The sequence below is a fragment of the Haloferula chungangensis genome (genome assembly GCF_042664875.1).
GTDB lineage: Bacteria > Verrucomicrobiota > Verrucomicrobiia > Verrucomicrobiales > Akkermansiaceae > Haloferula > Haloferula chungangensis.
The window spans coordinates 841,238-861,745 of the sequence record NZ_JBHTBS010000001.1 but is presented as its reverse complement, the minus strand read 5'-3'; the positions used below and the strand labels follow the sequence as shown (position 1 = coordinate 861,745).

Here is a 20,508-nt window from a genome sequence, read left to right as displayed (position 1 = left end):
AGGCGGGATCTGGCAGGCATCGAAAGCCGGACATTTCATTAGTCAACGGCGGGCATGTGTGATTGCGTAGCGGTGGCCGATGCGTTGCTTTTATTCACAGAACCTGGAGCTGGAATTACCCTTGGGGCATCCGTTCCCCATGGCGAAATTCCGAGAATCGAAGGACATGCTCCTTCAAGGCGGAATCCTGCGGCCGGAAGAAGTCGTGGAGGTGGGTCAGGCGGCGCAGCATGTGCTCCAATCCGTCCACGATCCCGCCTATCTCTCGCGGATTTATCGGGGACACCTGGATACGAAGGAGCAGATGCAGCTCGGACTGCCGGTCAGCAGAAAGCTCTACCAGCGCAGCGCGACCGAAGTGGAGGCGACCCGTCAGACCTGCTATGCGGCGCTGGCGGAGGGCGTCGCGGTCTGTTTGGCGGGCGGCACGCACCACGCCTTCAGCAATCACGGCGAGGGCTACAACGTTTTCAATGATGTCGCGGTGGCGATTCGCGACCTGCAGATGCGGCGACCCGGGATTCGGGTGATGGTCGTGGATACCGATGCCCATCAGGGAAATGGAACGGCTGCGATTTTGGCGGATGATCCCCGGGTTTACACCTATTCGATCCACGTTGGAAGATTCTCCAAGGAGGAGCGAGTTGGGAGTTCGATGGATGTCGAGACGGTCCGCTACGTCGAAGGAGGCATGTATCTGAAACAGCTTTTCAGTACTTTGGCGGCGGCGCTCGATGTTTTTTCGCCTGATCTGGTAATCTGGGTGGCCGGGGCGGACAACCATCAGAATGACCGCTTCGGCGAGATGTATCTGTCGGTGCAGGATCTGGCGCGTCGCGACGAAGTACTACTCCGTGCCTTCCTGGGGAACCAAGTGCCGGTGGCGGTTCTCTACGGCGGTGGCTTCAATCGCCAAAGCGAGTTCACGGCAAAGATCCACCGCAACACGGTGAAAATCGCCAAACAATTGGCAACCGAATACCGGGGACTTTGAGATGAAGCGGATTGCCATCGTTGGCGCGGGTGCGGTGGGCCTCTATTATGGAGCCCGACTTGCACTCAATGGGGAAGATGTGAGCTTTCTCCTGCGCTCGGATTACGAGGCCGTCGAAGAGCAGGGTATCCGTCTGGAAAGCGTTCACGGCGATGCAGTTTTAAAGCCGGTGAAAGCCTTTCGGACTGCCGAGGAAATCGGCCCGGTGGATTTGATCATCGTCGCCTGGAAAGCGACAGCGAACGACCTGTTTGAGTCGGTCCTCCCACCCCTGTGTCATGAAGAAACGCAGCTGCTGACCTTGCAGAACGGCCTCGGAAACTGCGAACGTCTGGCAGAGATCGTTGGCCCCGAACGGGTGATGGGCGGGCTGTGTTTTGTCTGCCTCAACCGACTTTCGGAAGGCTTCGTGAAGCACACCGCAGGCGGGAAGGTGACGATTGGCGATTGGCTTGCGCCGCCCGCCGGATCCAAGGCTGAAGAGCTTGTTAGACGATTCAAGTCGGCCAACATCCCGGCGGAGTTTTCCGATGACCTCAAGACCGCCCAATGGCGGAAGCTGGTATGGAACACACCGTTCAATGGACTCTCGATTGCGGAAGGAGGCGTGACGACGGATCGGCTCCTCGCTGATCCGGAGACCAAATCTGAAATTCGGGCGGTCATGGGCGATGTGATTCGAGCAGCTCGCGCGCTGGGATGTGAAATTGATCCGGCCGTGGTCGATTTTGAAATCGACCGAACCAAGGGGATGGACGCCTACCGACCTTCCAGCATGATCGATTATGTCGAAGGCCGTGAAGTCGAATTCGATGCCATCTGGGCAGAGCCTCTACGACAAGCCAAGCTGGCGGGTGCGGATGTGCCCCACATGGAAGCCCTCGCGTCCCGCATCCAGGAGAGGCTTCGGGAGAGACGCTAGCGGATTCACCCGATTCACCACGCCCGCCTCACGGGGCAAAAGGAAATTCTTGGCAAGGTAAGGAGGAAAGCTAGCGTCGCAGTGTTCTGTTATTGGAGTCCTTTTTTGAAAAGGGGTTTGCTCCTGGCGACAGCACTCCAAAACCCACCAACCCGTATTGATGAAAATCGACCATCCCATTGCCCACCGTCGGGCCTGCTTGCGAATCGTTCTTGGCCTGTTAGTCGTTTGGTTCGCGGTGAGCTTCGGGTGCGGCATTCTGTTCCGCGATTGGCTCGATGCCAATGCCCCGTCCATCGGTCACGCGCCCTTCGGATTCTGGATGGCCCAGCAGGGATCGATCATCAGCTTCATCGTTCTCCTGGTCGTCTACGCCATTCTGATGAACCGCCTCGATGCCAAGCACGGCTACTCGGAAAGCAAGTAATTGGAAACCCACAAGATGACCCAGGATACACTCAACTTCGTCTTCATCGGCCTTTCCTTCGCGCTCTACATTTGGATTGCCGTCAAGAGCCGTGCTGCATCCACTTCGGAGTATTACACCGCGGGAGGGGGTGTTTCGCCACTCGCAAACGGTATGGCCACGGCGGCGGACTGGATGTCTGCCGCGACCTTCATTTCCATGGCCGGCACGGTGGCGATCAGCGGTTATGATGCATCACGCTTCCTGATGGGATGGACCGGTGGCTTCGTGCTGCTGACCATTCTAATGGTCCCCTATTTGCGGAAGTTCGGCAAAGCAACCGTGCCGGACTTCATCGGTGATCGCTACTATTCGAAAGTCGCGCGCGCCATTGCGGTGGTCTGCGCCATTTTCATCTGCATGACCTACATCATGGGACAGATGCGGGGCGTGGGCGTGGTCTTCTCCCAGTTGTTCGGAATTGGCATTCCATCCGGAGTGATCATCGGAGCCACCATCGTCTTCTTCTACGCAGGTCTCGGTGGGATGAAGGGCATCACCTACACTCAGGTCGCGCAGTACTGCGTCATGGCGTTCGCCTACACGATTCCGGCCATATTCATCGCCATCGCGCTGACAAACAATTTCATTCCGCAGTTGGGTCTCATCGGGAACTACACGGCAGGAGAGGAGACCGTCCCTTTCCTTGAAAAGCTGAACAGCATCAACACCGAGTTGGGCTTTGCGGAATACACTTCGGGAAAGATGTCGACGATCAATATGTTCTGCATCACTGCGGCGCTGATGTGCGGCACCGCCGGTCTGCCTCACGTCATCGTCCGGTTCTTCACGGTGAAAAGCGTCAAGGCCGTGCGCATCTCCGCGTGCTGGACCCTGCTGTTCATTGCCGTCATCTATCTAACAGCTCCTACCATCGGGGCCTTTGCGCGGGTGAATCTCATTCAGAAGCTCAACGGAACGAGCTACAGTGAGGCACCAGCCTGGTTCCAGGAGTTTGAAGCGACCGGTCAGATGGCATGGGTCGACAAGAACGGGGATGGAAGGATTCAATACTCCGGCCCGGGAAAATCGGAGGCCAGTACCGATAGTGTCTTCCAAGGTGCTGCGCCATCGTACCCCGCCTACGACGCGCCTGAGAACCAGCGCATCGGAGCCAGCGGAGAACGTCTCCTCGCCAACAAGGCCGACGATTCCAACCCCAATGAACTGTGGTTCGGCAACGACATCATGGTGATGGCGAATCCCAGCATGGCAAACCTTCCCAAGTGGGTGATCGCGCTACTGATGGCCGGATGCATCGCTGCCGCGCTTTCGACGGCTGCCGGACTCCTGCTGGTGCTCTCCACCTCCATCTCGCACGACCTGATGAAGAAGATCATCAAACCGGATCTGAGCGATAAGGAGGAAGTGAACTACGCCCGGATTGCCTCCTTCGTCGCTTTGGCGGTGGCGACCTACTTCGGAATCAACCCACCTTCCGCCTTCATTGCCAAGACGGTGGCCTTTGCCTTCGGCCTGGCGGCGGCCTCGTTCTTCCCGACACTTCTGATCGGGATTTTTTACAAGCGCATGAACAAGGAGGGCGCGATGGCCGGCATGCTTGCGGGGGTTTCATTCACCATTGGATATATCGTCTATTTCCAGTTCCTTGGCGGCCATAAGGAACATCTGCTCTTTGGAATCGAGGCGGAGGGAATCGGCTTCGTTGGCATGCTGATCAATTTCGTGGTGTCCTTCGTCGTCTGTGCCTTCACCCCGGCGCCACCTCAGGAAGTTCAAGACATGGTTGCCAGCATCCACATTCCCAGCGGCGCTTCTGAGGCGTCGCACCATTGAGACAACGAGCCAGACGGCTTCATCTCTCGCACCAAATGCTTCATCGCACGACCCATCCCTCGACCACCGACTCCACATGATCTCGACTTTTAAATCCGCCATCCTCTTCGCCATTTCCTTATCGACGATTCCAGCCCATGCGGATTTCGAGAAGGGCATCGCCGCTTATGAGGCCAATGACCTTCCGCTTGCCTACAAGGAATTCCGGGCATCGGCGGATGACGGTCATGCCGATTCTCAGTTCAATGTCGCCCTGATGTTCGAGCAGGGAATCGGGGTGGAGAAGGATGAAAAGGAGGCGGTGAGCTGGTACCGGAAGTCCGCCGAGCAGGGCAACCCGCTCGCGCAATTCAACCTCGGAGTGCTCTACGAAAACGGTCGGGGGACCAAGGTCGATTTCGAGAAGGCCAACGAATGGTACCGCAAGGCCTCGAAGCAGGGGGATCCCCTGGCGATTGGAAATCTCGGAATGCTCCATGTGCGGGGTGACGGAGTCAAAGTGGACAAGGTAGCCGGCGTGGCCTTGTTGTTGGTCTCGGTCACGCTCGACAACTCTTCTGCTAACAACGCCCGAAAGAATATCTCCGGCACCCGAGGACTCACCCCGGACCTCATTGCCGAAGCGCAGGCACTTTCCGATAAGATGATGGATGGAAAGGATCTTCTCGTGCCGCTGGATGAGTATTTGAAGAAGGACGAGCCGAAGAAGCTTGAGAGCAAGACGGAAAACGCCGTTCCAAAACCGTAAGTTGCACTCTCTGTTAGCTATGCTATCAGGGAAGCATGTCTGAAGCCAAACCTGTCATCACCGCCCTCCGCCAAGTAGTTGCCGATTCCTATGCTCTTCTTGGTCAGACCCACCTCTGCCATTGGAACGTGAGGGGGCCGGGGTTCTTCGCCCTGCACGCGGCTTTTGAAGAACAATATAACGAGATCTTCGTCGCCGTGGATGAGATTGCCGAACGGATTCGCGCGCTGGGAGCCTTGGCACCTGGCGGACTCTCGAAGCTCGCGAAACTCTCCGGAATGGAGGAAATCGCCGAGGACGTTCCGGCTAACGAAATGGTCGCTCATCTGGCCAAGGCGAATGAGAAAGTCATTGAGAGCCTGAAGAATGCTCGCGAGGCCGCTGCGGATGCGGGCGATGATGAGACGGAAGACTTGATGATCGCTCGCACCCAGGTGCACGAAAAGGCGGTCTGGATGCTCAAGGCATACCTTGCCTGATGCCTTATTCGCCACTCCGCCGATGATCGGAAGTTTGGGAGTGCTATTTTCCGAGCAGGAGATTCAATCCTCCGATGAGTGAAGCGATCGGACTGGTGCTGGGGTCGGGTTTGGGTTCGTTGGCGGACCAGGTGGATGTCCGGGAAACAGTGGCATTTTCAAAAGCTGGCCTGCCCGTTTCAACGGTGCCAGGCCACGAGGGAGCATTTCTGTTAGGCAGCTTCGCAGGCCGGGAGGTGGTGGTGATGCGAGGGCGCGTTCACCTTTACGAAGGCCACTCCGCACAGGCGCTCACTCAAGGCGTCCGATGGATGCACGAGCGGGGAGTCGGAAGCCTGATTCTTACCAATGCCGCCGGTTCGGTGAATGCCGGCTTCGAGGCGGGTGCCTGGATGATGCTCTCCGACCATCTCAACCTCACGGGAACTTCGCCGCTGGAAGGCGCTCCGCAGTTTGTCGATCTAAGCGAGGTCTACAGCGAAAGCTGGAGGGACCGGCTGCGTCGGAAAGCCGAAGCGCGTGGGATGAACTTGTATGAAGGAGTTTATGCCGGTCTACGAGGACCGCAGTACGAGACGCCTGCCGAAGTGCGGATGCTGCGCATGCTGGGAGCAGATGCCGTGGGTATGAGCACGGTGCTCGAAGCCATTCAGGCGCGCGCCTTGGGCATGCAGGTCCTCGGCCTTTCCTGTCTCACCAACTGGGCGGCCGGCATGCCGGGCGCCCAGTTGGACCACCACGATGTCGTGGAAACAGGTCAGCGTGCTGCGGCGGAAATGGTCGCCCTGCTGAAGGACCTTCTCGGCGACCCCGCGTAGTTAGCGTTTCGCGGTGCTCCGCTGGGGGAGGAATGGTGCGACGAATGCCTCCTCGAAATCGAAAACATCATCGAAGTCCTCGAGGGTGTCCGAGTCCTGCCGGCCAAACATCTGTTCTTCAATGAGTTGGAACACCATCTCGCCGATATTTCGCGAAGACGTGATTCCCCACTCGCTCATCAAGGTGCCGGACATCGGGCCGAATTCCTGCAACGCGAGATCCCGAAATCCAAATAGGAGTTCCTGGCCCGACACGTGACGGGCATTTCCCTCGTTGGACTCAGCGGCACGCTTGAGCGTGAAATCGAGCGAGTCCTTCAGGAAAAGATAGGCGTGAGGGTCGAATCGTTTGTCGCGCTTGAGAATACTCTCGATGGCGTGTTCGAACTGCGCGGCTTGCATGGCGGTATTTTGGACAGGGTTTGGCGACTCGTCAAAACCTGATAGAGCCGGAGGGAGTCAGCCAACCCCGAGGATTTCGAGGGCCGCCTCGAGAGGCATCGGAGAATCCGGGGCCCAAAGCAGCGGGCGGAGCCAATCTTCCCTGCGAAACCAGGTCTCCTGGCGCTTGGCATACTGACGGGTGGCGGCTTGGATTCGCTCGGTGCATTCTTCCCGACTGAGCCGGCCCTCGTTGAGCGCGGTGATTTCACGAAAGCCAATGGCTTTCTCAAAGGTCGACGAGGCTCCGGCAAGATTGCGGACTTCGTCGGGTGCGCCGCCATCGAGCATTTGAGTGGTGCGGAGGTTGATCCGACGGTGGAGGTCGGGGCGCTCGCGCTGAATAAAGAGACCACGGAGACCGGCGGTGACCTCCCGAGTGATCGTCTCCCAGCGATCCCGGAGTGCGGAGCAAGGCTGTCCGCTCAGCTCGCAGATCTCAATGGCGCGGGTGAGGTAGCGTCGGTTCTGAAGGTCAGTCCTCGACGCTTCGACCGGGTCAAGGACTTGCAGTCGAGCGGCAAGTTCCTCGAGTGAAAGGGGAGCGAGGGTCTCGCGATAAGCATGATCCCCCGTTGGCAAAGGTGAGGGGCCGTGGGTAAGAAATTTCAGATATAGGCCCGAACCACCCGTAACGATGGGGACGGCATTGCGGGAAATGATTTCCTCGATGACGGGAAGCGCGAGGCTGCGGTAACGCATGGCATCGCAGGTCTGATCGGAGGTGAGAACTCCGTAGAGATGATGGGGAACGCTCGACTGCTCTTCCGCCGATGGGGCTGCTGTCAGGATTTCCAGCCCCTGATAGAGCTGAAAGGCATCCGCATTCACAACTTCACCACCGAGCTGCCGGGCGAGCGCAATGGCGAGCGAACTTTTGCCCGAGGCGGTCGGTCCGCAGAGGTAGATGGGATGAAGTGATGGCATGGCTTCCGGTGAGGAAACAAAAAACGCCCCGCCCGGACAAGCGGGCGGAGCGTTGAAATGAGGCTACTGAATCAAGGCTTGAATTCCTCGACCTTCGGCTCCTCGGCCGGAGGAGCTTCCTCGATGGTCGGGGCTTCCTCGGCTGCCGGTGCTTCTGTCGCAGGCTTCGGTGCTTCCTTCGGCTCGTTGGACTCCTCGTCCTCACCATCGGCCGGGCCTTGTGACTTGGCTCCATTCACCACAAGACGGCGTCCCATGAAGAACTGGTCGTGAAGAACCTCCACGGCGCGTGTGGCTTCGTCCTTATTCATCATGTCGATGAAGCCGTAGCCTTTCGAACGATGCGTCTGACGGTTGTAAACGATCTCAACCCGACGGACATTGCCGATGCCTTTGAAGAGCTCTTCGAGATCGCTCTCGGAGGCTTCGTAGGAGAGGTTGCCAAGGTAGAGTCGATTGGACTCCACATTGATGTTTTCCGGCGGGCGGCGCTCACGGTGCTCGTCGTTGTCGCGGGGCTCGCGACGGGATTTGCGTGGCTTGCGTTCGCCGCGTTTCTTGGGCTCGCCCGACTCCGCGCCGCCTGTGGCCACGCGGGTGTTGGATTTCGGCTCGCCGCGCTCAGCACGCTTCGGTGGAACGGGCTCTTTGTAGAGGCCGATCGATTTGAGCAATTTCTGCCACCAGGTGAGGGGTGCTGGTTTCGGCTGACGACGCTCGTGGGTGCGGCCTTGACCGTCTTGGCTCTCACGACGACTGCCACCGCGGTTGCCGCTGCGTTGACGGCCGCCTTCGCGGTTGCCGCCATCGCGACCACCTTCGCGGTTGTCGTTGCGTGGGCTACCGTCCTGATTCGTGCGACGGTTGCGATTTCTGTTTCTTCCGCCACGGGAGCGTCGGCGTTGGCCGCCGCTGCCCTGGCTATCGGATGTTTCGTTTGACATGTGTTTGTTGCATTGTGGCGGGTCCATGCGGTCCGATTTCCGCTGGCAGAGTCTTTATAGGAAATGTCTCTGATCGGCGGTTGGCTTCCCGGCGGGACTTCCGGCTTTTTGTTGCCGGGGAGAATCAACCCTTGCGAAGCGGGACGGTGATTTCTCCGAAAAGACCCGGGGGCGGCGCGTATGCGACCCGGTATTGAAAGTCGGGGACTCCCGTCCATTTTCTGCGGATCCGAAAGGTCCCCCGACGCGCGGGAAGCTAAGGGCTGGGGGGGGCATGGCAAGGCGCGAATTGTATTCTCAGGCTTTGGGGTTGAGCCGGGCTGGTCGCTCGCTACATTGCGGGCCGTCGACCATGATTCGTGCATTTATCTGCCTCGCTGCCGCTGCCTGTATTTTCAATCCCAAGCTGGCCTCAGCACAGGGAAACGACGCCATGATGGTGGTCGAAGCCCATTCGGGTAAGGTGTTGATAGCCAAGAACTCCACCGTGAAGCGGCCGGTTGCCAGCTTGACCAAGATTGCGACTGGTGTGATGGTCGTTGACTGGGCGGAAGCCGCAGGAATCGATCTCGACACCCGGGAAGCGGTGGTTCCTCCGGCCGTGGCGACCAGCCCTGGCGCGAATCCGATGAATCTTCAGCCGGGAGAGCGTCTTACGCTGCGAAATGCCCTCTATTCTACGCTGCTGGGCTCTGATAACATGGCCGCGCTGACCCTCGCCGACCACGTGGGCAGGGAGTTTCTGGCGCGAAAAGGCCGCTCGGGCGATCCGATCGCAGCCTTTATCGTCGAAATGAACCATCTCGCCGAAGCTCTGGAGATGAAAAAAACCACCTTCATCAACCCCCATGGGCTGGAAATCAACGGCAAGGCGGGGCTTTCCACCGCTGCCGATATGGCCAAGCTTTCGATCTACGCGATGCGCCGACCAGGCTTCACCTTCATGTCGCGGCAGAAGGAACGCAAGGTGTCGGTGACGGGGGCTGAAGGCGCGCGGGCCTTCAATCTCAAGAACACCAACGAGCTCGTCTCCGATGTCATCCTGGGGGTGAAAACCGGGACGACTCAGGCCGCAGGTGAATGCCTTTCCATCTCGGTCGAACGCGACCCTCTGATTCGGACCAAACCGGATGGCAGCAAGGGCGTGACGCCGCGACGCCTGATGATCGTGCTGCTCAACACCCCCAATCGCTTTGACCGGGCAAAATCCCTCATTCCATCCGGATGGGCCGTCTACGACCAGTGGGTCAACTCAGGGGCTCCCATCAAGGATCGCAATCGCGAAATCCTCAATGTCCCCAATCCTCGCTGAGGGCCGCCATCCCGAGCTGAACGCGATCTAACAATTTCTAACCACAATATTTGACCATGCGTATCGGAATTCTAAACAGTGGGGGTGACTGCCCCGGACTCAATGCCGTGATTCACGGAGTCGTCGGCGCAGCCGATCAGCTCGGATGGGAAGTGATCGGCTTCAAGGATGGCTTCGAAGGACTGCTGCCTCCTGGCGACTACAAGGTGCTCAAACCCAAGGATACCATCGGGATCGTCAAGCTCGGCGGGACCATTCTTGGAACCACCAACAAGGGGAATTTCGCGGCGAAAATCGGCAAGGGAAACGTCTCCGAAGTCCCCGCAGAAATTGTCGCCAAAGCAAAACGGACCCTCGATCAGCTCGAGATTCGCGCCCTGATCATCGTCGGAGGCGACGGCTCACTCACCACGGGATTGCAGCTCTACCGCGAAGGCTGGCCAATCATTGGGGTGCCGAAAACCATCGACAACGATCTGCAGGCGACGGCGATGACCTTCGGGTTCGACAGCGCCGTCAGCACCGTGGTTGACGCGCTCGACCGACTTCACACGACCGCGGAAAGTCACAAGCGTGTGATGGTCCTCGAAGTGATGGGCCGCCATGCGGGATGGATCGCTCTGTGGGGTGGCATCGCGGGTGGTGCGAATGTCATTTTGTTGCCAGAAATTGCCTTCAGCACCGATAAGGTTGCCGAGGTGATCCGTCAGCGCGATGCGCAAGGATATCACAGCACGCTGGTGGTCGTCGCCGAAGGAGCCAAGCTGCCCGACGGTGAGATCGTGACACTCAATGAGAACACCGGGGGGGAAGTCCGGCTGGGAGGCATTGGGGAAATTGTGGCCCACCGGATTGAGAAACTCACCGGTAAGGAAACCCGTGCCTGCACCCTTGGTCACCTCCAACGGGGCGGGGCACCCACCGCGCTCGACCGGATTCTCGGCACCCGCTTCGGCGTGATGGCCATCAAGCTGGCGGAAGAAGGTCGCTTCGGTCGAATGGTAAGCTATCAAGCCTATCACGTGGACTCCGTGCCGATCGAGGACGCCGTCAACCAGCTCCGCGTCGTCGAGCCGGATGGCGAAATGGTCGGAGCCGCCCGCGCCATCGGCATTTCCCTGGGTGACTGATTTCCCGAGCAAATTTATTCAAAACCAAGATGTCCATAGATCCACTACTGCAACTCCTTCGCCTCAAGGCCCGCTACACCCACAAGGAGTTGGCGGAGACGCTTTCCCTGACCGAGGATGATGTCCGGGCTCGCATCGCCGCCTGGGAAAAGGATGGAACCATTGCCGGCTATCAGGCGGTGGTCGATCCCGACCGCGCCGGAGATGATGATGTCTCCGCCTTCATCGAGGTGAAGCTGACACCCGAGCGGGGTGGTGGCTTTGACCGGCTTGCGATGCGCATCGCGCGCTTCGAGCAGGTAACGAGCTGCTATTTGGCAAGCGGCGGCTACGATTTGATGGTGGTCGTCGAAGGTCGAGATCTGCGTGAGGTGGCTCGCTTTGTTTCCGAAAAGCTGAGTACGATGGATGGCGTACTTTCCACCGCGACCCATTTCCGTCTCAAGATCTACAAGGAGAACGGCTTCCTTTTTGAGAAGGTTGATCTGCCCGAGCGCCTTCCGGTTGCTCCTTGATCCTCTGGTTTCGAAAGGAAACAAAAAGCCCACTCGGAACCGGAGTTCCGAGTGGGGTGCCATGCCCTGCATCGGGCCATCCAAGGAAAGCGGAGCTCTATTTTACTAGGGCTGAGCGGAAACATAGAGCTCCGATCCCTTCGCAAGGACTGTGCTGGACTCGAGGTGGAGGCCGTTCAGGGCATTCAGTTTTGCGGGTTCCATGCTGTGGGCTGCAGCAAAGTCCCCGAAAGTGATTTCCTTATCGATCCGGACGGAGCGGATCTTGGGTTGGTTGCTCACCGGCTTCGACGAGGTCTCCGCTGCCGGCGAAGGCGCTGGCTGGGATTTTGGCGCGGGTGCGGCCTTGCTTGCGGCCACCGGAGCCGAAGCTCCGGGAACTAACTGAAGGCTCTGACCGATGCGCAGCGCACGGGGATCCACCTTCGGATTGGCGGCGGTGAGCGTTTCAACGCTGAGACCATACTTGCGGGCGATGCCGAAAAAAGTTTCGCCCTGCTTCACGGTGTGAGTGCCCCCACGATTTGCAGGACTCGATGCGACCATCTCGGCACTGCTGCCCGATGATCTGCTGGGTACCACGGCGCTTTGAGGGAGCTTGAGCTTCTGTCCGGGTCGAATGAGACCGTCGACTTTGAGGTTGTTCAGGTGCGCGAGGGACTCGGCAGTCGTGCCGTTCTTGCCTGCGATTCGGCTCAAGGTGTCGCCTTGGGAAACGGTATAATAAACAGGCTTCGACGCGGTGCTCGGTGCGGCAGGCGCCTGGGTATCCACCTTCGGAGAGGGGTTTGCCTTCTTGGGAGCATCCATCTTAGTGGCCGTCTCCAGAAGACTGCGAAGACGGCTGTTCTCCTCCTCAAGTTGCTGGATCTGACGCTCCTGTTCGGAACAACGCCTTTCAAGAATCGCCGTGCTGGTTTCAGCTCCTGCCGGCTGAACCAGCGAGAGAAGGGGCAGAAGGGCGAGCAAAGACAAGTTCTTCATAACGCCGCGAAGAGTTTCAAAAACTTTTGCTTAGCGCAATTTAAATTTAAGAAAACCTAAGCAAAACCACGAGTGGTGTGGGCTACGATTGATGCGTTTTTCCCAAAAGCTCCCACTGCGACGTCTTGCCGCCAATTAGTTATAAAAAGAGAGCAGTCAGGAGTCCGTGCTCTGGTCAGGGGTCGCTGCGGATGTCGTGGGATGAACCACTTCGACCGGCGCGCCGTCGGGGGCGTAGGGGAGGCGGGTCACTGAAAGCCACTGACCCTCTTCAAGACCCTCGCGAACGATGAGCGTTTCGGCGTTCGACCAGATGGGGGCGATCTTGGTGCGCTGGATCGCCGGCTCATCACGGTTCACGAGATAGACGGTGTTGATGCCGCGGAGCGCATCCCGAGGGATGACGAAGACCTTTTCAAGAATGTCGCCTTCGATGGTTGCTCGAACCGGTTGACCTACACGGAGGGGGGGCTTGCCGCTGATTTGACCGAAGGGGTCATCGATGCGGGCGATGGCAAAAAGTTCGCGCGACGACTCATCGAGGGTGCCCTCGGAGCGAACGATGCGCGCTTTCCATGTCGTTGGCTCCTCACCGGGCGTGGCGCCAAGGGCGTCGGCCAGAGTGACCGCAACTTCCGGATCGCCGGGGTGGGTTGGGAGGTCGACAAAGGCAAGTTGCTCAGGGGTAAGCGGAAGCCGGATTTCGGCAAAGTCCGTGGCAAAGATCGCGCCGAGTGGCGTGGAAGCCCCGACGGCCTCTCCCAGGCCGATGACCCGGCTCCGGACGCGGCCATCGAATGGGGCCCTGACCTTGGTGCGCAGAAGATTGCGTTCGGCTTGATCAAGGTCGGCTCGGGCGGCCTCGACATTGGCGCGGGCTTCCTTTAACTGGGGAATTCTGAGAACCAGCTCAGAGGGCTCGTCTTCGTATCCGAGATCCTCCCAGTTGAGCCGGGCTTGCCGGGCTCGCGCCTCTTCCTGAGCGAGTGCGGCCTCGGCCCGGGCGAGCCGGGATGAAGCACCGGATTCCGCTGCTTTGAAATCCGCAGGGTCCAGCTCGAGAAGCACTTCATCCATCTTGAAGAAAGCACCGTCTTCAAAGCCTGAGTGAATTTTGACAACCGTCCCTGAAACTGTCGGAGTGAGGGTGGTTTCGTGATGTGCGCGAACCACTCCCTGGCTTTCGAGAATCAGCGGGAAGTCGGTGCGCCGAAGCTCGGTAACTTCGGACCTCAATTTCTGCTCGCGCGAATGGCTGATCTTCGGTGACTCCACGGATTTCGAAAGCTGAAAGGCTGCGAGGCCCCCAAGCAGGAGAATCAGAATCGGTATGAGGATGCGGATGAGCATGGAGATGATGCGGGCGGCGGGAAGATGCTCCCACGACGATGATTTGCCAAATACGAAGAGCGGAGAGTGAACCTTGCGGGGAATTTCCTGGGAATCACGCGGTCTTGAAGTCGCCTCCGAGGGCCAGATGCAGGTCGATCCGGTTCTGAAGTCGCTCGTTTCGAAGCCGGATCAGGCTGGCTTTTGCGTTATTGTTTCGCCGCTGAGCTTCAAGTACGTCGAGAATGTCGGAGCCCTCGATGCCGTCCGCGTAGTCACGAGTTGCCTGTTTCTCGGCAAGTGCGGCCTGCTTGACTTCCTGAATGAGGAACTCTTCCTGAGCGCGAAGCGAGTCATCTGCGGAGAGTGCCGACTCGACTTCCCGGTAGGCGATGAGGGCGGTCTGCGTGTAATCCGCGATCAGTTCCTTGTTCCGTTCGACGGCGGCGTGCGCGAGGTTGGTGAGCTCACCGCCGCTGTAGACGGACTGGGCGACGCTCGCAGCAATCGACGCGGCCAGCCAATTGGGGTCGAAGAGGTCCTGGAATTGAGCGACCGAATTTCCGCCGCTTGAGGTGAGCCGGATGTTTGGCAGAAGGTTCTTCCGGATCGCATCGGCGCGTTTGGCGGATGCGTAGATCCTTGCCCGTGCCACTTCGAGGTCGGGCCGGCGCTCCACCATGTCGGCGGGAATCCCTGCCGGGACACTCCGCTTCATGTTCGGCAGATCGGATCCAGCACTGGATCTGCCGGATGGATATTGACCGGACAAGGTCTCAAGTCCGCGGGCGGCATCGTCCCGTTCCAACCGCCGAGCTTCGAGGGCACGACGGGCGGAGGCCACGTTGGTCCTGCCGAACTGAACATCGAGCGAACCCTGCCCCGTGCCGATGTAGTTACGCTCACTGATGCGGAGGTTACTTTCAAAGGAATCCAGAGTGACCTTCGCCAGCTCGAGTTGTTGCTCGGCGGCAATGAGGTTGCACCAGGATTTCGCGGTGCTGGCAGCGAGCGAGAGGCGGGCTCCCCGATAGAGGGCACGCAGGGCATCGACGTCAGCCTGGCTTGCCTCGTTGAGATCCCTCAAACGCTTCCACACATCGACTTCCCATGACGCAGAAATATTGAGGCCGTAGCGCTCGGATTCGGTGGTCGGGGCGGAGCCATTGCCGGCCATGCTGTAGGCACCCGACGAGGAGAGTGCGACATTTGGCAGGGTTCTCGATTGCCCGGCGATGCGGATGTACTCCGCCTCGCGCATGCGCGCCGCTGCCGCAGCGAGATCGCTGTTGTAAGCCATCGCCCGCTCTACGGCTGCAGTCATTCCAGGGTCGGAGAAGTCCGAGAGCCAGCCTTGGGTAATCTTGCCCTCACGTCCGCTGGAGCTGGCCTCCCAGGATGGCGGCGATTGAAGATCGTGTGCCTCACGCGGAGACTCGAATTGAAGCGAGTTGCATGCCGTAAGACTCGTCAGACAAATTATTAGCCCCCAGGTGGCTTTCGGGGAATTCCGTTGCATTTTCCAATAACAGATGATGATAGTCGGCCCGCGTGACGAATAAATCCAAGGCTTCTACGGTTCTGATTTGCCTCCTCTATCTCTTTTGCGGTGGCGGGCTGGTAACAGCCGCCGACAATGCTGTCACTGAGGAAAAACCCCAAAAAGTCGAGCAATCAGAATCCAAACCCAAACCAGAGTCCGAGCCCAAACCCAGCGAGGAGAAGAAGGCAGAGGAACCCGATGACGCCAAGAAGGCGGACGACTCCAAGGAGCCGGCGAAGGAAGAAAAGACTGAGCCCGGCGACAAGGAAGAACCCAAAAATGCCGAAGACGCGGAAGCTGTCATCGCCGTGGCCCGACCCGTCTCGGCAGATCCCGTTCAGGTCTATGGATGGCGGGAAAATGTGATCGTTTCCGATGGGAAGATTGAGGAGGAGCTCCAGGCAAAACTGGATACCGGAGCGCTGACCAGCTCAATTCATGCCGAGGAAAAGGAGCTGTTTGAAAGAGATGGAAAAAAGTGGGTGCGCTTCATCGTCACGGATCCAGGCGAGAAGGATTCCCAACGCCTTCGGATCGAAGCACCACTGGTGAGAATTGCCTTGATCAAGGAGCCAGCAGGCGAGTCGGAAGCCCGCGAAGTGGTCCGCCTCGGATTCAAGATCGGCGACCGCAAACTCAAGGCGGATTTCACCCTGAACAATCGCTCTAACATGTTGAGCCCTATCCTGATCGGCCGGACGACGATCAAGGAACTCGGCTGGGTCGATCCAAGCCGCGCTTACCTTGCCGATAAGAAGGTGATGCGTTGATCGCGTTCCCCATACGCATCTCCATTCTTTTATGGCTTCTCGAATCAAGCTGATCGCCATCGTTCTGACCCTGACCCTGGTGGGGGGAGGAATCGCCGCCTACAAACATGTCAGGCTCGGAGTCCCATTGATGGTGGGAAACAAGCCGACCGAGTGGTTGGTGGAAGCCAAGGTCAGCTTCATCGCCATCGGCAAACCGGTCAACGCGCGGCTCTCGCTGCCTGCCGTCGCCATCGACGAGAACCTTGGCTCCGATGCGAGGTCGGCCGGTTACAGTTTCATCGTCGAAGAGGACAGCGGCGAGTATTCTGCCATCTGGTCGGCCGACGAGAAGATCGACAATCAGGCGCTCTACTACCGGGTTCGCTTCGGAGAACGAGGCGTAAATAGCGGAGGACCGATCCCACATACCGGCGAACTCCCGGTTCCGGATGATCCGGGCCTCTCCGGATCATTGCGCTCCGCCGCCGATAACGTGGTCCGTCGAGCCAAGGAATTGTCGTCGAGCCCCGATACTCTGTTTGTCGGTGTCTTTCGAGAGATTACGGCGATCGGGTCATCTCCGGAAATCGCCCTGCTCAAGCGTCACTACGAAAGGGAAGCAGGCGCGAATGCCCTGACTCGGCTGGGGATCGATCTGCTGAACATGGCCGGGGTGCCGGCGCGGGTCGCTTACGGAGTCAAACTCGAAGAGGTCCGCGGGGCGCAGGATCCGATCTGGATGGTCGAGTATTTTGACGGAGCCTACTGGAAGGTGCGCGATCCCAATGAACCCGCGTCGATTCTCGATCCACGCGACGCTTTCGTGTGGAACCGTGGAGGTGAGCCGCTTCTCGACCTCAGTGGTGGCGAGAATTCGCAGGTCGTATTTACGATCACCCGGGACCAGATCCCGTTAGAACGTCTCACGGATCTTCGCGATTCGAGTTTGCTGGTTTCGACCATCTTCGGTCTGCCTGCGTCCGAGCGCCAGGTCTTCAGTTATGTGGTGCTGATTCCCCTGGGTGCCTTCGTCGTCGTGGTTCTGCGGAACCTCGTCGGAATTGCCACTCTCGGAACCTTCATGCCGGTGCTACTTGCCTTGTCGCTTCTCGAAATGAAATGGCAGCACGGTCTGGTGATGTTCATCGTGATTGTCGGAGCAGGCCTCTACTTTCGGTTTGCTCTTTCCCGTCTCAACCTTCTTGTGGTGCCACGCGTGGCAGCCTGTGTGGTGATTGTTACGCTGCTGATGATGGTGCTCAGCGTGCTCAGCTGGCATCTGGGAATCCGCGATGGATTGAAGATCACGCTCTTCCCCATGATCATCCTTGCCTGGACGATCGAACGCATGTCGCTGATCTGGGAAGAGGAGGGGAAACGCAACGCGATGCTTCAGGTTGGCGGTTCTCTGTTAGTCGCCGTGATCGCCTTCTTTTTCATGAGGGAACGTCAGGTTCGCTACTGGGCATTCTATTTCCCGGAGTTGCTGCTCGTGCTCCTCGCCGGCATCATTCTGCTGGGCCGCTATACCGGATACCGCTTGAGCGAATTGATTCGCTTCAAGAGCTTCAGAAACTACGAATGAACCACTGGTGGCATCGCTTTTTCCTGACGCCCCGTGAACTACGGGAGATGGGTGTCGTCGGCATCAACATGCGAAACGCGCGCTTCGTTCTGCCGAACAATCCGCGGCGACTGTATGAATTGGTCGACAACAAGATCCGCACCAAAGCGCTCGCGGAAGAGAAGGGGATTTCCGTGCCGGAGACCTACGGGATCATCGGCAACCCCTACGACATGAGCCAACTCCACAAGATCCTCGGAGACCGCTCTACCTTCGTCATCAAGCCCGCCCGCGGCTCCGGAGGAAAGGGCATCCTGGTCATTTCGGGGAAGGAAGACGGCATGTTTTATAAGCCAAGCGGCACCCGGCTTTCACTCGATGAAGTGAAGCACCACATCTCCAACATTCTCGCCGGCCTCTTCAGCCTCGGAGGACGCCGCGATGTGGCATTGATCGAATACCGTGTCACTTCCGCCAAGATTCTAACAGACATCAGTTTCCAGGGAGCCCCTGACATCCGTGTGGTCATGTTTCATGGCTACCCCGTGATGGTGATGCTCAGGGCATCGACCCGCGAGTCGGATGGGAGGTCGAATCTTCACCAAGGCGCTCTTGGCGTCGGTGTGGACATCGCCACCGGGCGAACGATTCGCGCGATTCATCACGGCAAGCCTGTGACGCTCCATCCCGATCTCAAAGTCCGGCTCACCGGTGTGCAGCTTCCCGAGTGGGATAAGATTCTCGATAACGCCGTCACCTGCCATGAGATGACCGGCCTCGGCTACCTTGGAGTGGACATGATGATCGATGAAGACAAGGGTCCTCTGATGATCGAGGTGAATGCCCGTCCGGGTCTCGCGATCCAGATGGCCAATGGCGTCGGGCTTCTGAAACGGCTGCAACCCGCCGCCGAACGGGCGGCGAAGTTCAAGCATGAATCCCGTGAGGCGAAAATCGCCTTCTCGAAGAAGCACTTTGCCGCGAAGATTACCGAGCCGGACACGGCCAGCGCCTCATGATTGAAGCTCACAACCTCCACCGCAGTTATCAGATTGGAAAGAAACTGATCGAAGTGCTTCACGGGATCGAACTGTCGATCCACAAGGGAGAGCGGGTCTTTCTCTGCGGCCCCAGTGGCGCAGGGAAGACGACCTTGCTATACACCCTCGCCGGGTTGGAACGTCCCCAACAGGGACATGTCACGATTGCGGGCACCGAGCTTTACTCGCTCAACCCGAAAAAACAGGCGGCTTTCCGCAATGCGAACATCGGCTACATCTTCCAAAATTATCTCCTTCTTCCTGAGCTGACCGCTTTGGAAAACGTGATGATTCCGGGTGCCATCGGCGGTGAAGATGCTGCCGACAAGGCCATGGAGGCGCTTGAACGGGTCGGCCTCTCCAAGCGTGCCGATCACCTGCCTGCGGAGCTTTCCGGCGGTGAACAGCAACGAGTGGCCATAGCTCGAGCCGTCGCGAATCGGCCCGCCGTGCTTTTTGCCGATGAACCGACAGGAAATCTCGACTCCCGGAATAGCGGCGAGGTCATGGAGCTTCTCATGGGGCTTGCGACGGAAAGCGACACCACTCTGGTGGTCGTGACTCACGACCCAAGTCTGGCCGACCGCGGGGATCGCAAATTGGTCATCAAGGACGGCAGCATCGAGTCGACCTAACAGTCCCGCAAATTTCGACTGCCACCGGGCCCAGAGGCAGTTTGTGCTTAGCTCTAAGTGGCCGCCATGATTCTCTCCACCATCATGGCGATTCCTGCGGTGGCGATCAGGACCGAGCCCGAGACACGAGCGTAGGCAAAGTTCTTTTCCTTCCACCACCCGAAAACCGCAAAGGCCAGCGCCAGCACCAGCACTTGCCCTAATTCCACTCCGACATTGAAACCGGCGAGGCACGCGACAAGGGCGTCCGGGCGGTCTTCGGGAAGCAGCGGGGTGAGCATCCGGGCAAAGCCCAAGCCATGAATCAGCCCGAACACGGCAATCAGGGCATAGCGACCCGCCCCGAGCTTTTTCAGAAACAGGTTCTCAATGCCGATCCACGCGATGCTCGCCGCAATTGCCAGCTCGACCCACAGCTCCGGCAGCTGCACCCAGCCAAGCACCGCGCAGCCGAGTGTTAGAGAGTGGGCCACGGTGAAGATGAGACTCTGAGCCAGCAGCGGTTTCCAGCGGGGAACAAACAGGAAGATCCCCAGAATGAAGAGCACGTGATCCAGTCCGTCAGGAATGATGTGACGGAAGCCAAGGACGATCCATCCGCTGATTGAAGGCGTGACGACCTCAATCGCATCCGAGGCATCCCGCTGCAGCACCGCCTCTTCGTAGCCGCTGATGACGGGAATCGTCTCGTCGCCAGCTTGAACGATCAGAACCACCCCGAAGGGCTCCTCCCACCCGAGACTCAAGGTCTCACCCATGAAGTCGCCCGTTGCCCGAACTTCAATCATCGGCAGCATTTCGGCCATGCCTTCCTCAAGGAAACGTGGTGGATCCGCATCGAAATCGGGAAACGAGATCCGCCAGTCCAGCGGACCGGATTCGGATCGGATGCTCAGGCACTTTCGCAGGTAGAGTTCCGTTTCCCTTTGAATCCGCCGCCATTCCTCCGCTCCAAGTTCCCGCAGCCACGCCAGATCCTGGGCGGCAACATCTTCATCGCCCCTGAACTCCGGCAGCATGTAGGCCGCATCGGCTTGAATCACCGCCTCAAAGCGCCCGTCATCCGCCGAGATCTGCAACGTCATTTCAGCAATCTGATGCGCCTGAGCGCTGGCAATCAGCATCAAAAAGACGAGAGCAAGGAAGCGGAACACCTCGATAGGGTGAA

21 protein-coding genes are annotated in these 20,508 nt (G+C 58.7%); 14 read left to right on the top strand and 7 right to left on the bottom strand.

Annotation, left to right across the window (positions count from 1 at the left end; translation table 11 throughout):
- Positions 1–139 precede the first annotated feature (139 nt).
- The 7 genes from ACFQY0_RS03425 to ACFQY0_RS03395 all read left to right on the top strand — a co-directional run bounded on the left by ACFQY0_RS03425 (position 140) and on the right by ACFQY0_RS03395 (position 6,224).
- Entirely contained in the window at positions 140–994 is an 855-nt protein-coding gene (locus ACFQY0_RS03425; RefSeq protein ID WP_379709106.1) for a histone deacetylase family protein, read from the top strand.
- Position 995: 1 nt separating this feature from the next.
- On the top strand, positions 996–1,916 hold the full coding sequence (locus tag ACFQY0_RS03420) for a 2-dehydropantoate 2-reductase (protein ID WP_379709104.1): 921 nt from the start codon (positions 996–998) through the stop codon (positions 1,914–1,916).
- A gap of 160 nt (positions 1,917–2,076) precedes the next feature.
- Positions 2,077–2,343 carry a DUF4212 domain-containing protein gene (locus ACFQY0_RS03415; RefSeq protein WP_379709102.1) on the top strand — a complete coding sequence of 89 codons (267 nt, stop codon included), beginning with the start codon at positions 2,077–2,079 and terminating at the stop codon, positions 2,341–2,343.
- A gap of 15 nt (positions 2,344–2,358) precedes the next feature.
- Positions 2,359–4,179, top strand: coding sequence for a sodium:solute symporter family protein (locus ACFQY0_RS03410; protein WP_379709100.1), 1,821 nt, complete (start codon positions 2,359–2,361; stop codon positions 4,177–4,179).
- A gap of 76 nt (positions 4,180–4,255) precedes the next feature.
- Positions 4,256–4,927, top strand: a complete 672-nt coding sequence (locus ACFQY0_RS03405; RefSeq protein ID WP_379709098.1) for a tetratricopeptide repeat protein — start codon at positions 4,256–4,258, stop codon at positions 4,925–4,927.
- Positions 4,928–4,962: 35 nt separating this feature from the next.
- Positions 4,963–5,406 carry a Dps family protein gene (locus tag ACFQY0_RS03400; protein ID WP_379709096.1) on the top strand — a complete coding sequence of 148 codons (444 nt, stop codon included), beginning with the start codon at positions 4,963–4,965 and terminating at the stop codon, positions 5,404–5,406.
- Positions 5,407–5,480: 74 nt separating this feature from the next.
- A complete protein-coding gene (locus ACFQY0_RS03395) occupies positions 5,481–6,224 on the top strand; it encodes a purine-nucleoside phosphorylase (RefSeq protein WP_379709094.1) in 744 nt (247 codons plus the stop codon).
- On the opposite strand, the gene ACFQY0_RS03390 is transcribed toward ACFQY0_RS03395, so the two are convergent.
- The 3 genes from ACFQY0_RS03390 to ACFQY0_RS03380 all read right to left on the bottom strand — a co-directional run bounded on the left by ACFQY0_RS03390 (position 6,225) and on the right by ACFQY0_RS03380 (position 8,536).
- Complete coding sequence (locus ACFQY0_RS03390; RefSeq protein WP_379709092.1) at positions 6,225–6,626, bottom strand: Minf_1886 family protein; 402 nt, start codon at positions 6,624–6,626, stop codon at positions 6,225–6,227. It lies immediately after the preceding gene.
- Between the two features lie 57 nt (positions 6,627–6,683).
- Positions 6,684–7,592 (bottom strand): tRNA (adenosine(37)-N6)-dimethylallyltransferase MiaA, encoded by a 909-nt coding sequence (gene miaA, locus ACFQY0_RS03385; RefSeq protein ID WP_379709090.1) that lies wholly within the window; start codon positions 7,590–7,592, stop codon positions 6,684–6,686.
- A gap of 71 nt (positions 7,593–7,663) precedes the next feature.
- Positions 7,664–8,536, bottom strand: coding sequence for a hypothetical protein (locus ACFQY0_RS03380; protein ID WP_379709088.1), 873 nt, complete (start codon positions 8,534–8,536; stop codon positions 7,664–7,666).
- Positions 8,537–8,888: 352 nt separating this feature from the next.
- On the opposite strand from ACFQY0_RS03380, the gene ACFQY0_RS03375 reads away from it, so the two are divergent.
- Genes ACFQY0_RS03375 through ACFQY0_RS03365 form a run of 3 tightly spaced genes read left to right on the top strand, consistent with a single transcriptional unit; the run spans position 8,889 to position 11,493 of the window.
- Positions 8,889–9,848, top strand: a complete 960-nt coding sequence (locus ACFQY0_RS03375) for a D-alanyl-D-alanine carboxypeptidase family protein (RefSeq protein WP_379709086.1) — start codon at positions 8,889–8,891, stop codon at positions 9,846–9,848.
- A gap of 56 nt (positions 9,849–9,904) precedes the next feature.
- Positions 9,905–10,978: a 6-phosphofructokinase gene (locus ACFQY0_RS03370; RefSeq protein ID WP_379709084.1), complete on the top strand. Its 1,074-nt coding sequence runs from the start codon at positions 9,905–9,907 to the stop codon at positions 10,976–10,978.
- Between the two features lie 29 nt (positions 10,979–11,007).
- Positions 11,008–11,493: an Lrp/AsnC family transcriptional regulator gene (locus tag ACFQY0_RS03365; RefSeq protein ID WP_379709082.1), complete on the top strand. Its 486-nt coding sequence runs from the start codon at positions 11,008–11,010 to the stop codon at positions 11,491–11,493.
- Between the two features lie 105 nt (positions 11,494–11,598).
- On the opposite strand, the gene ACFQY0_RS03360 is transcribed toward ACFQY0_RS03365, so the two are convergent.
- From ACFQY0_RS03360 to ACFQY0_RS03350, 3 genes are all read right to left on the bottom strand, one after another.
- Positions 11,599–12,477 (bottom strand): LysM peptidoglycan-binding domain-containing protein, encoded by an 879-nt coding sequence (locus ACFQY0_RS03360; RefSeq protein ID WP_379709080.1) that lies wholly within the window; start codon positions 12,475–12,477, stop codon positions 11,599–11,601.
- Between the two features lie 156 nt (positions 12,478–12,633).
- Positions 12,634–13,827 (bottom strand): efflux RND transporter periplasmic adaptor subunit, encoded by a 1,194-nt coding sequence (locus ACFQY0_RS03355; RefSeq protein ID WP_379709078.1) that lies wholly within the window; start codon positions 13,825–13,827, stop codon positions 12,634–12,636.
- Between the two features lie 94 nt (positions 13,828–13,921).
- Entirely contained in the window at positions 13,922–15,325 is a 1,404-nt protein-coding gene (locus ACFQY0_RS03350) for an efflux transporter outer membrane subunit (RefSeq protein WP_379709076.1), read from the bottom strand.
- 32 nt (positions 15,326–15,357) lie between these two features.
- Here ACFQY0_RS03350 and ACFQY0_RS03345 point away from each other — a divergent pair, with 32 nt between their 5' ends.
- From ACFQY0_RS03345 to ACFQY0_RS03330, 4 genes are read left to right on the top strand one after another with little or no spacing between them, the layout of a single operon-like run.
- A complete protein-coding gene (locus tag ACFQY0_RS03345; protein ID WP_379709074.1) occupies positions 15,358–16,119 on the top strand; it encodes a putative ATP-dependent zinc protease in 762 nt (253 codons plus the stop codon).
- A gap of 31 nt (positions 16,120–16,150) precedes the next feature.
- Positions 16,151–17,686: a UUP1 family membrane protein gene (locus ACFQY0_RS03340; RefSeq protein WP_379709072.1), complete on the top strand. Its 1,536-nt coding sequence runs from the start codon at positions 16,151–16,153 to the stop codon at positions 17,684–17,686.
- Complete coding sequence (locus tag ACFQY0_RS03335) at positions 17,683–18,684, top strand: alpha-L-glutamate ligase-like protein (RefSeq protein ID WP_379709070.1); 1,002 nt, start codon at positions 17,683–17,685, stop codon at positions 18,682–18,684. Before ACFQY0_RS03340 ends, ACFQY0_RS03335 begins: the two co-directional genes overlap by 4 nt.
- A complete protein-coding gene (locus tag ACFQY0_RS03330; RefSeq protein WP_379709068.1) occupies positions 18,681–19,340 on the top strand; it encodes an ABC transporter ATP-binding protein in 660 nt (219 codons plus the stop codon). Before ACFQY0_RS03335 ends, ACFQY0_RS03330 begins: the two co-directional genes overlap by 4 nt.
- 53 nt (positions 19,341–19,393) lie before the next feature.
- On the opposite strand, the gene ACFQY0_RS03325 is transcribed toward ACFQY0_RS03330, so the two are convergent.
- Entirely contained in the window at positions 19,394–20,494 is a 1,101-nt protein-coding gene (locus ACFQY0_RS03325; RefSeq protein ID WP_379709066.1) for a HupE/UreJ family protein, read from the bottom strand.
- Positions 20,495–20,508 lie beyond the last annotated feature (14 nt).

Excerpts from the sequence above, each read along its gene's own strand:
- ACFQY0_RS03425 (WP_379709106.1), top strand. The coding sequence starts at position 140 with ATGGCGAAATTCCGAGAATCGAAGGACATGCTCCTTCAAGGCGGAATC.
- ACFQY0_RS03420 (WP_379709104.1), top strand. The coding sequence starts at position 996 with ATGAAGCGGATTGCCATCGTTGGCGCGGGTGCGGTGGGCCTCTATTAT.
- ACFQY0_RS03415 (WP_379709102.1), top strand. The coding sequence starts at position 2,077 with ATGAAAATCGACCATCCCATTGCCCACCGTCGGGCCTGCTTGCGAATC.
- ACFQY0_RS03410 (WP_379709100.1), top strand. The coding sequence starts at position 2,359 with ATGACCCAGGATACACTCAACTTCGTCTTCATCGGCCTTTCCTTCGCG.
- ACFQY0_RS03405 (WP_379709098.1), top strand. The coding sequence starts at position 4,256 with ATGATCTCGACTTTTAAATCCGCCATCCTCTTCGCCATTTCCTTATCG.
- ACFQY0_RS03400 (WP_379709096.1), top strand. The coding sequence starts at position 4,963 with ATGTCTGAAGCCAAACCTGTCATCACCGCCCTCCGCCAAGTAGTTGCC.
- ACFQY0_RS03395 (WP_379709094.1), top strand. The coding sequence starts at position 5,481 with ATGAGTGAAGCGATCGGACTGGTGCTGGGGTCGGGTTTGGGTTCGTTG.
- ACFQY0_RS03390 (WP_379709092.1), bottom strand. The coding sequence starts at position 6,626 with ATGCAAGCCGCGCAGTTCGAACACGCCATCGAGAGTATTCTCAAGCGC.
- miaA (WP_379709090.1), bottom strand. The coding sequence starts at position 7,592 with ATGCCATCACTTCATCCCATCTACCTCTGCGGACCGACCGCCTCGGGC.
- ACFQY0_RS03380 (WP_379709088.1), bottom strand. The coding sequence starts at position 8,536 with ATGTCAAACGAAACATCCGATAGCCAGGGCAGCGGCGGCCAACGCCGA.
- ACFQY0_RS03375 (WP_379709086.1), top strand. The coding sequence starts at position 8,889 with ATGATTCGTGCATTTATCTGCCTCGCTGCCGCTGCCTGTATTTTCAAT.
- ACFQY0_RS03370 (WP_379709084.1), top strand. The coding sequence starts at position 9,905 with ATGCGTATCGGAATTCTAAACAGTGGGGGTGACTGCCCCGGACTCAAT.
- ACFQY0_RS03365 (WP_379709082.1), top strand. The coding sequence starts at position 11,008 with ATGTCCATAGATCCACTACTGCAACTCCTTCGCCTCAAGGCCCGCTAC.
- ACFQY0_RS03360 (WP_379709080.1), bottom strand. The coding sequence starts at position 12,477 with ATGAAGAACTTGTCTTTGCTCGCCCTTCTGCCCCTTCTCTCGCTGGTT.
- ACFQY0_RS03355 (WP_379709078.1), bottom strand. The coding sequence starts at position 13,827 with ATGCTCATCCGCATCCTCATACCGATTCTGATTCTCCTGCTTGGGGGC.
- ACFQY0_RS03350 (WP_379709076.1), bottom strand. The coding sequence starts at position 15,325 with ATGCAACGGAATTCCCCGAAAGCCACCTGGGGGCTAATAATTTGTCTG.
- ACFQY0_RS03340 (WP_379709072.1), top strand. The coding sequence starts at position 16,151 with ATGGCTTCTCGAATCAAGCTGATCGCCATCGTTCTGACCCTGACCCTG.
- ACFQY0_RS03335 (WP_379709070.1), top strand. The coding sequence starts at position 17,683 with ATGAACCACTGGTGGCATCGCTTTTTCCTGACGCCCCGTGAACTACGG.
- ACFQY0_RS03330 (WP_379709068.1), top strand. The coding sequence starts at position 18,681 with ATGATTGAAGCTCACAACCTCCACCGCAGTTATCAGATTGGAAAGAAA.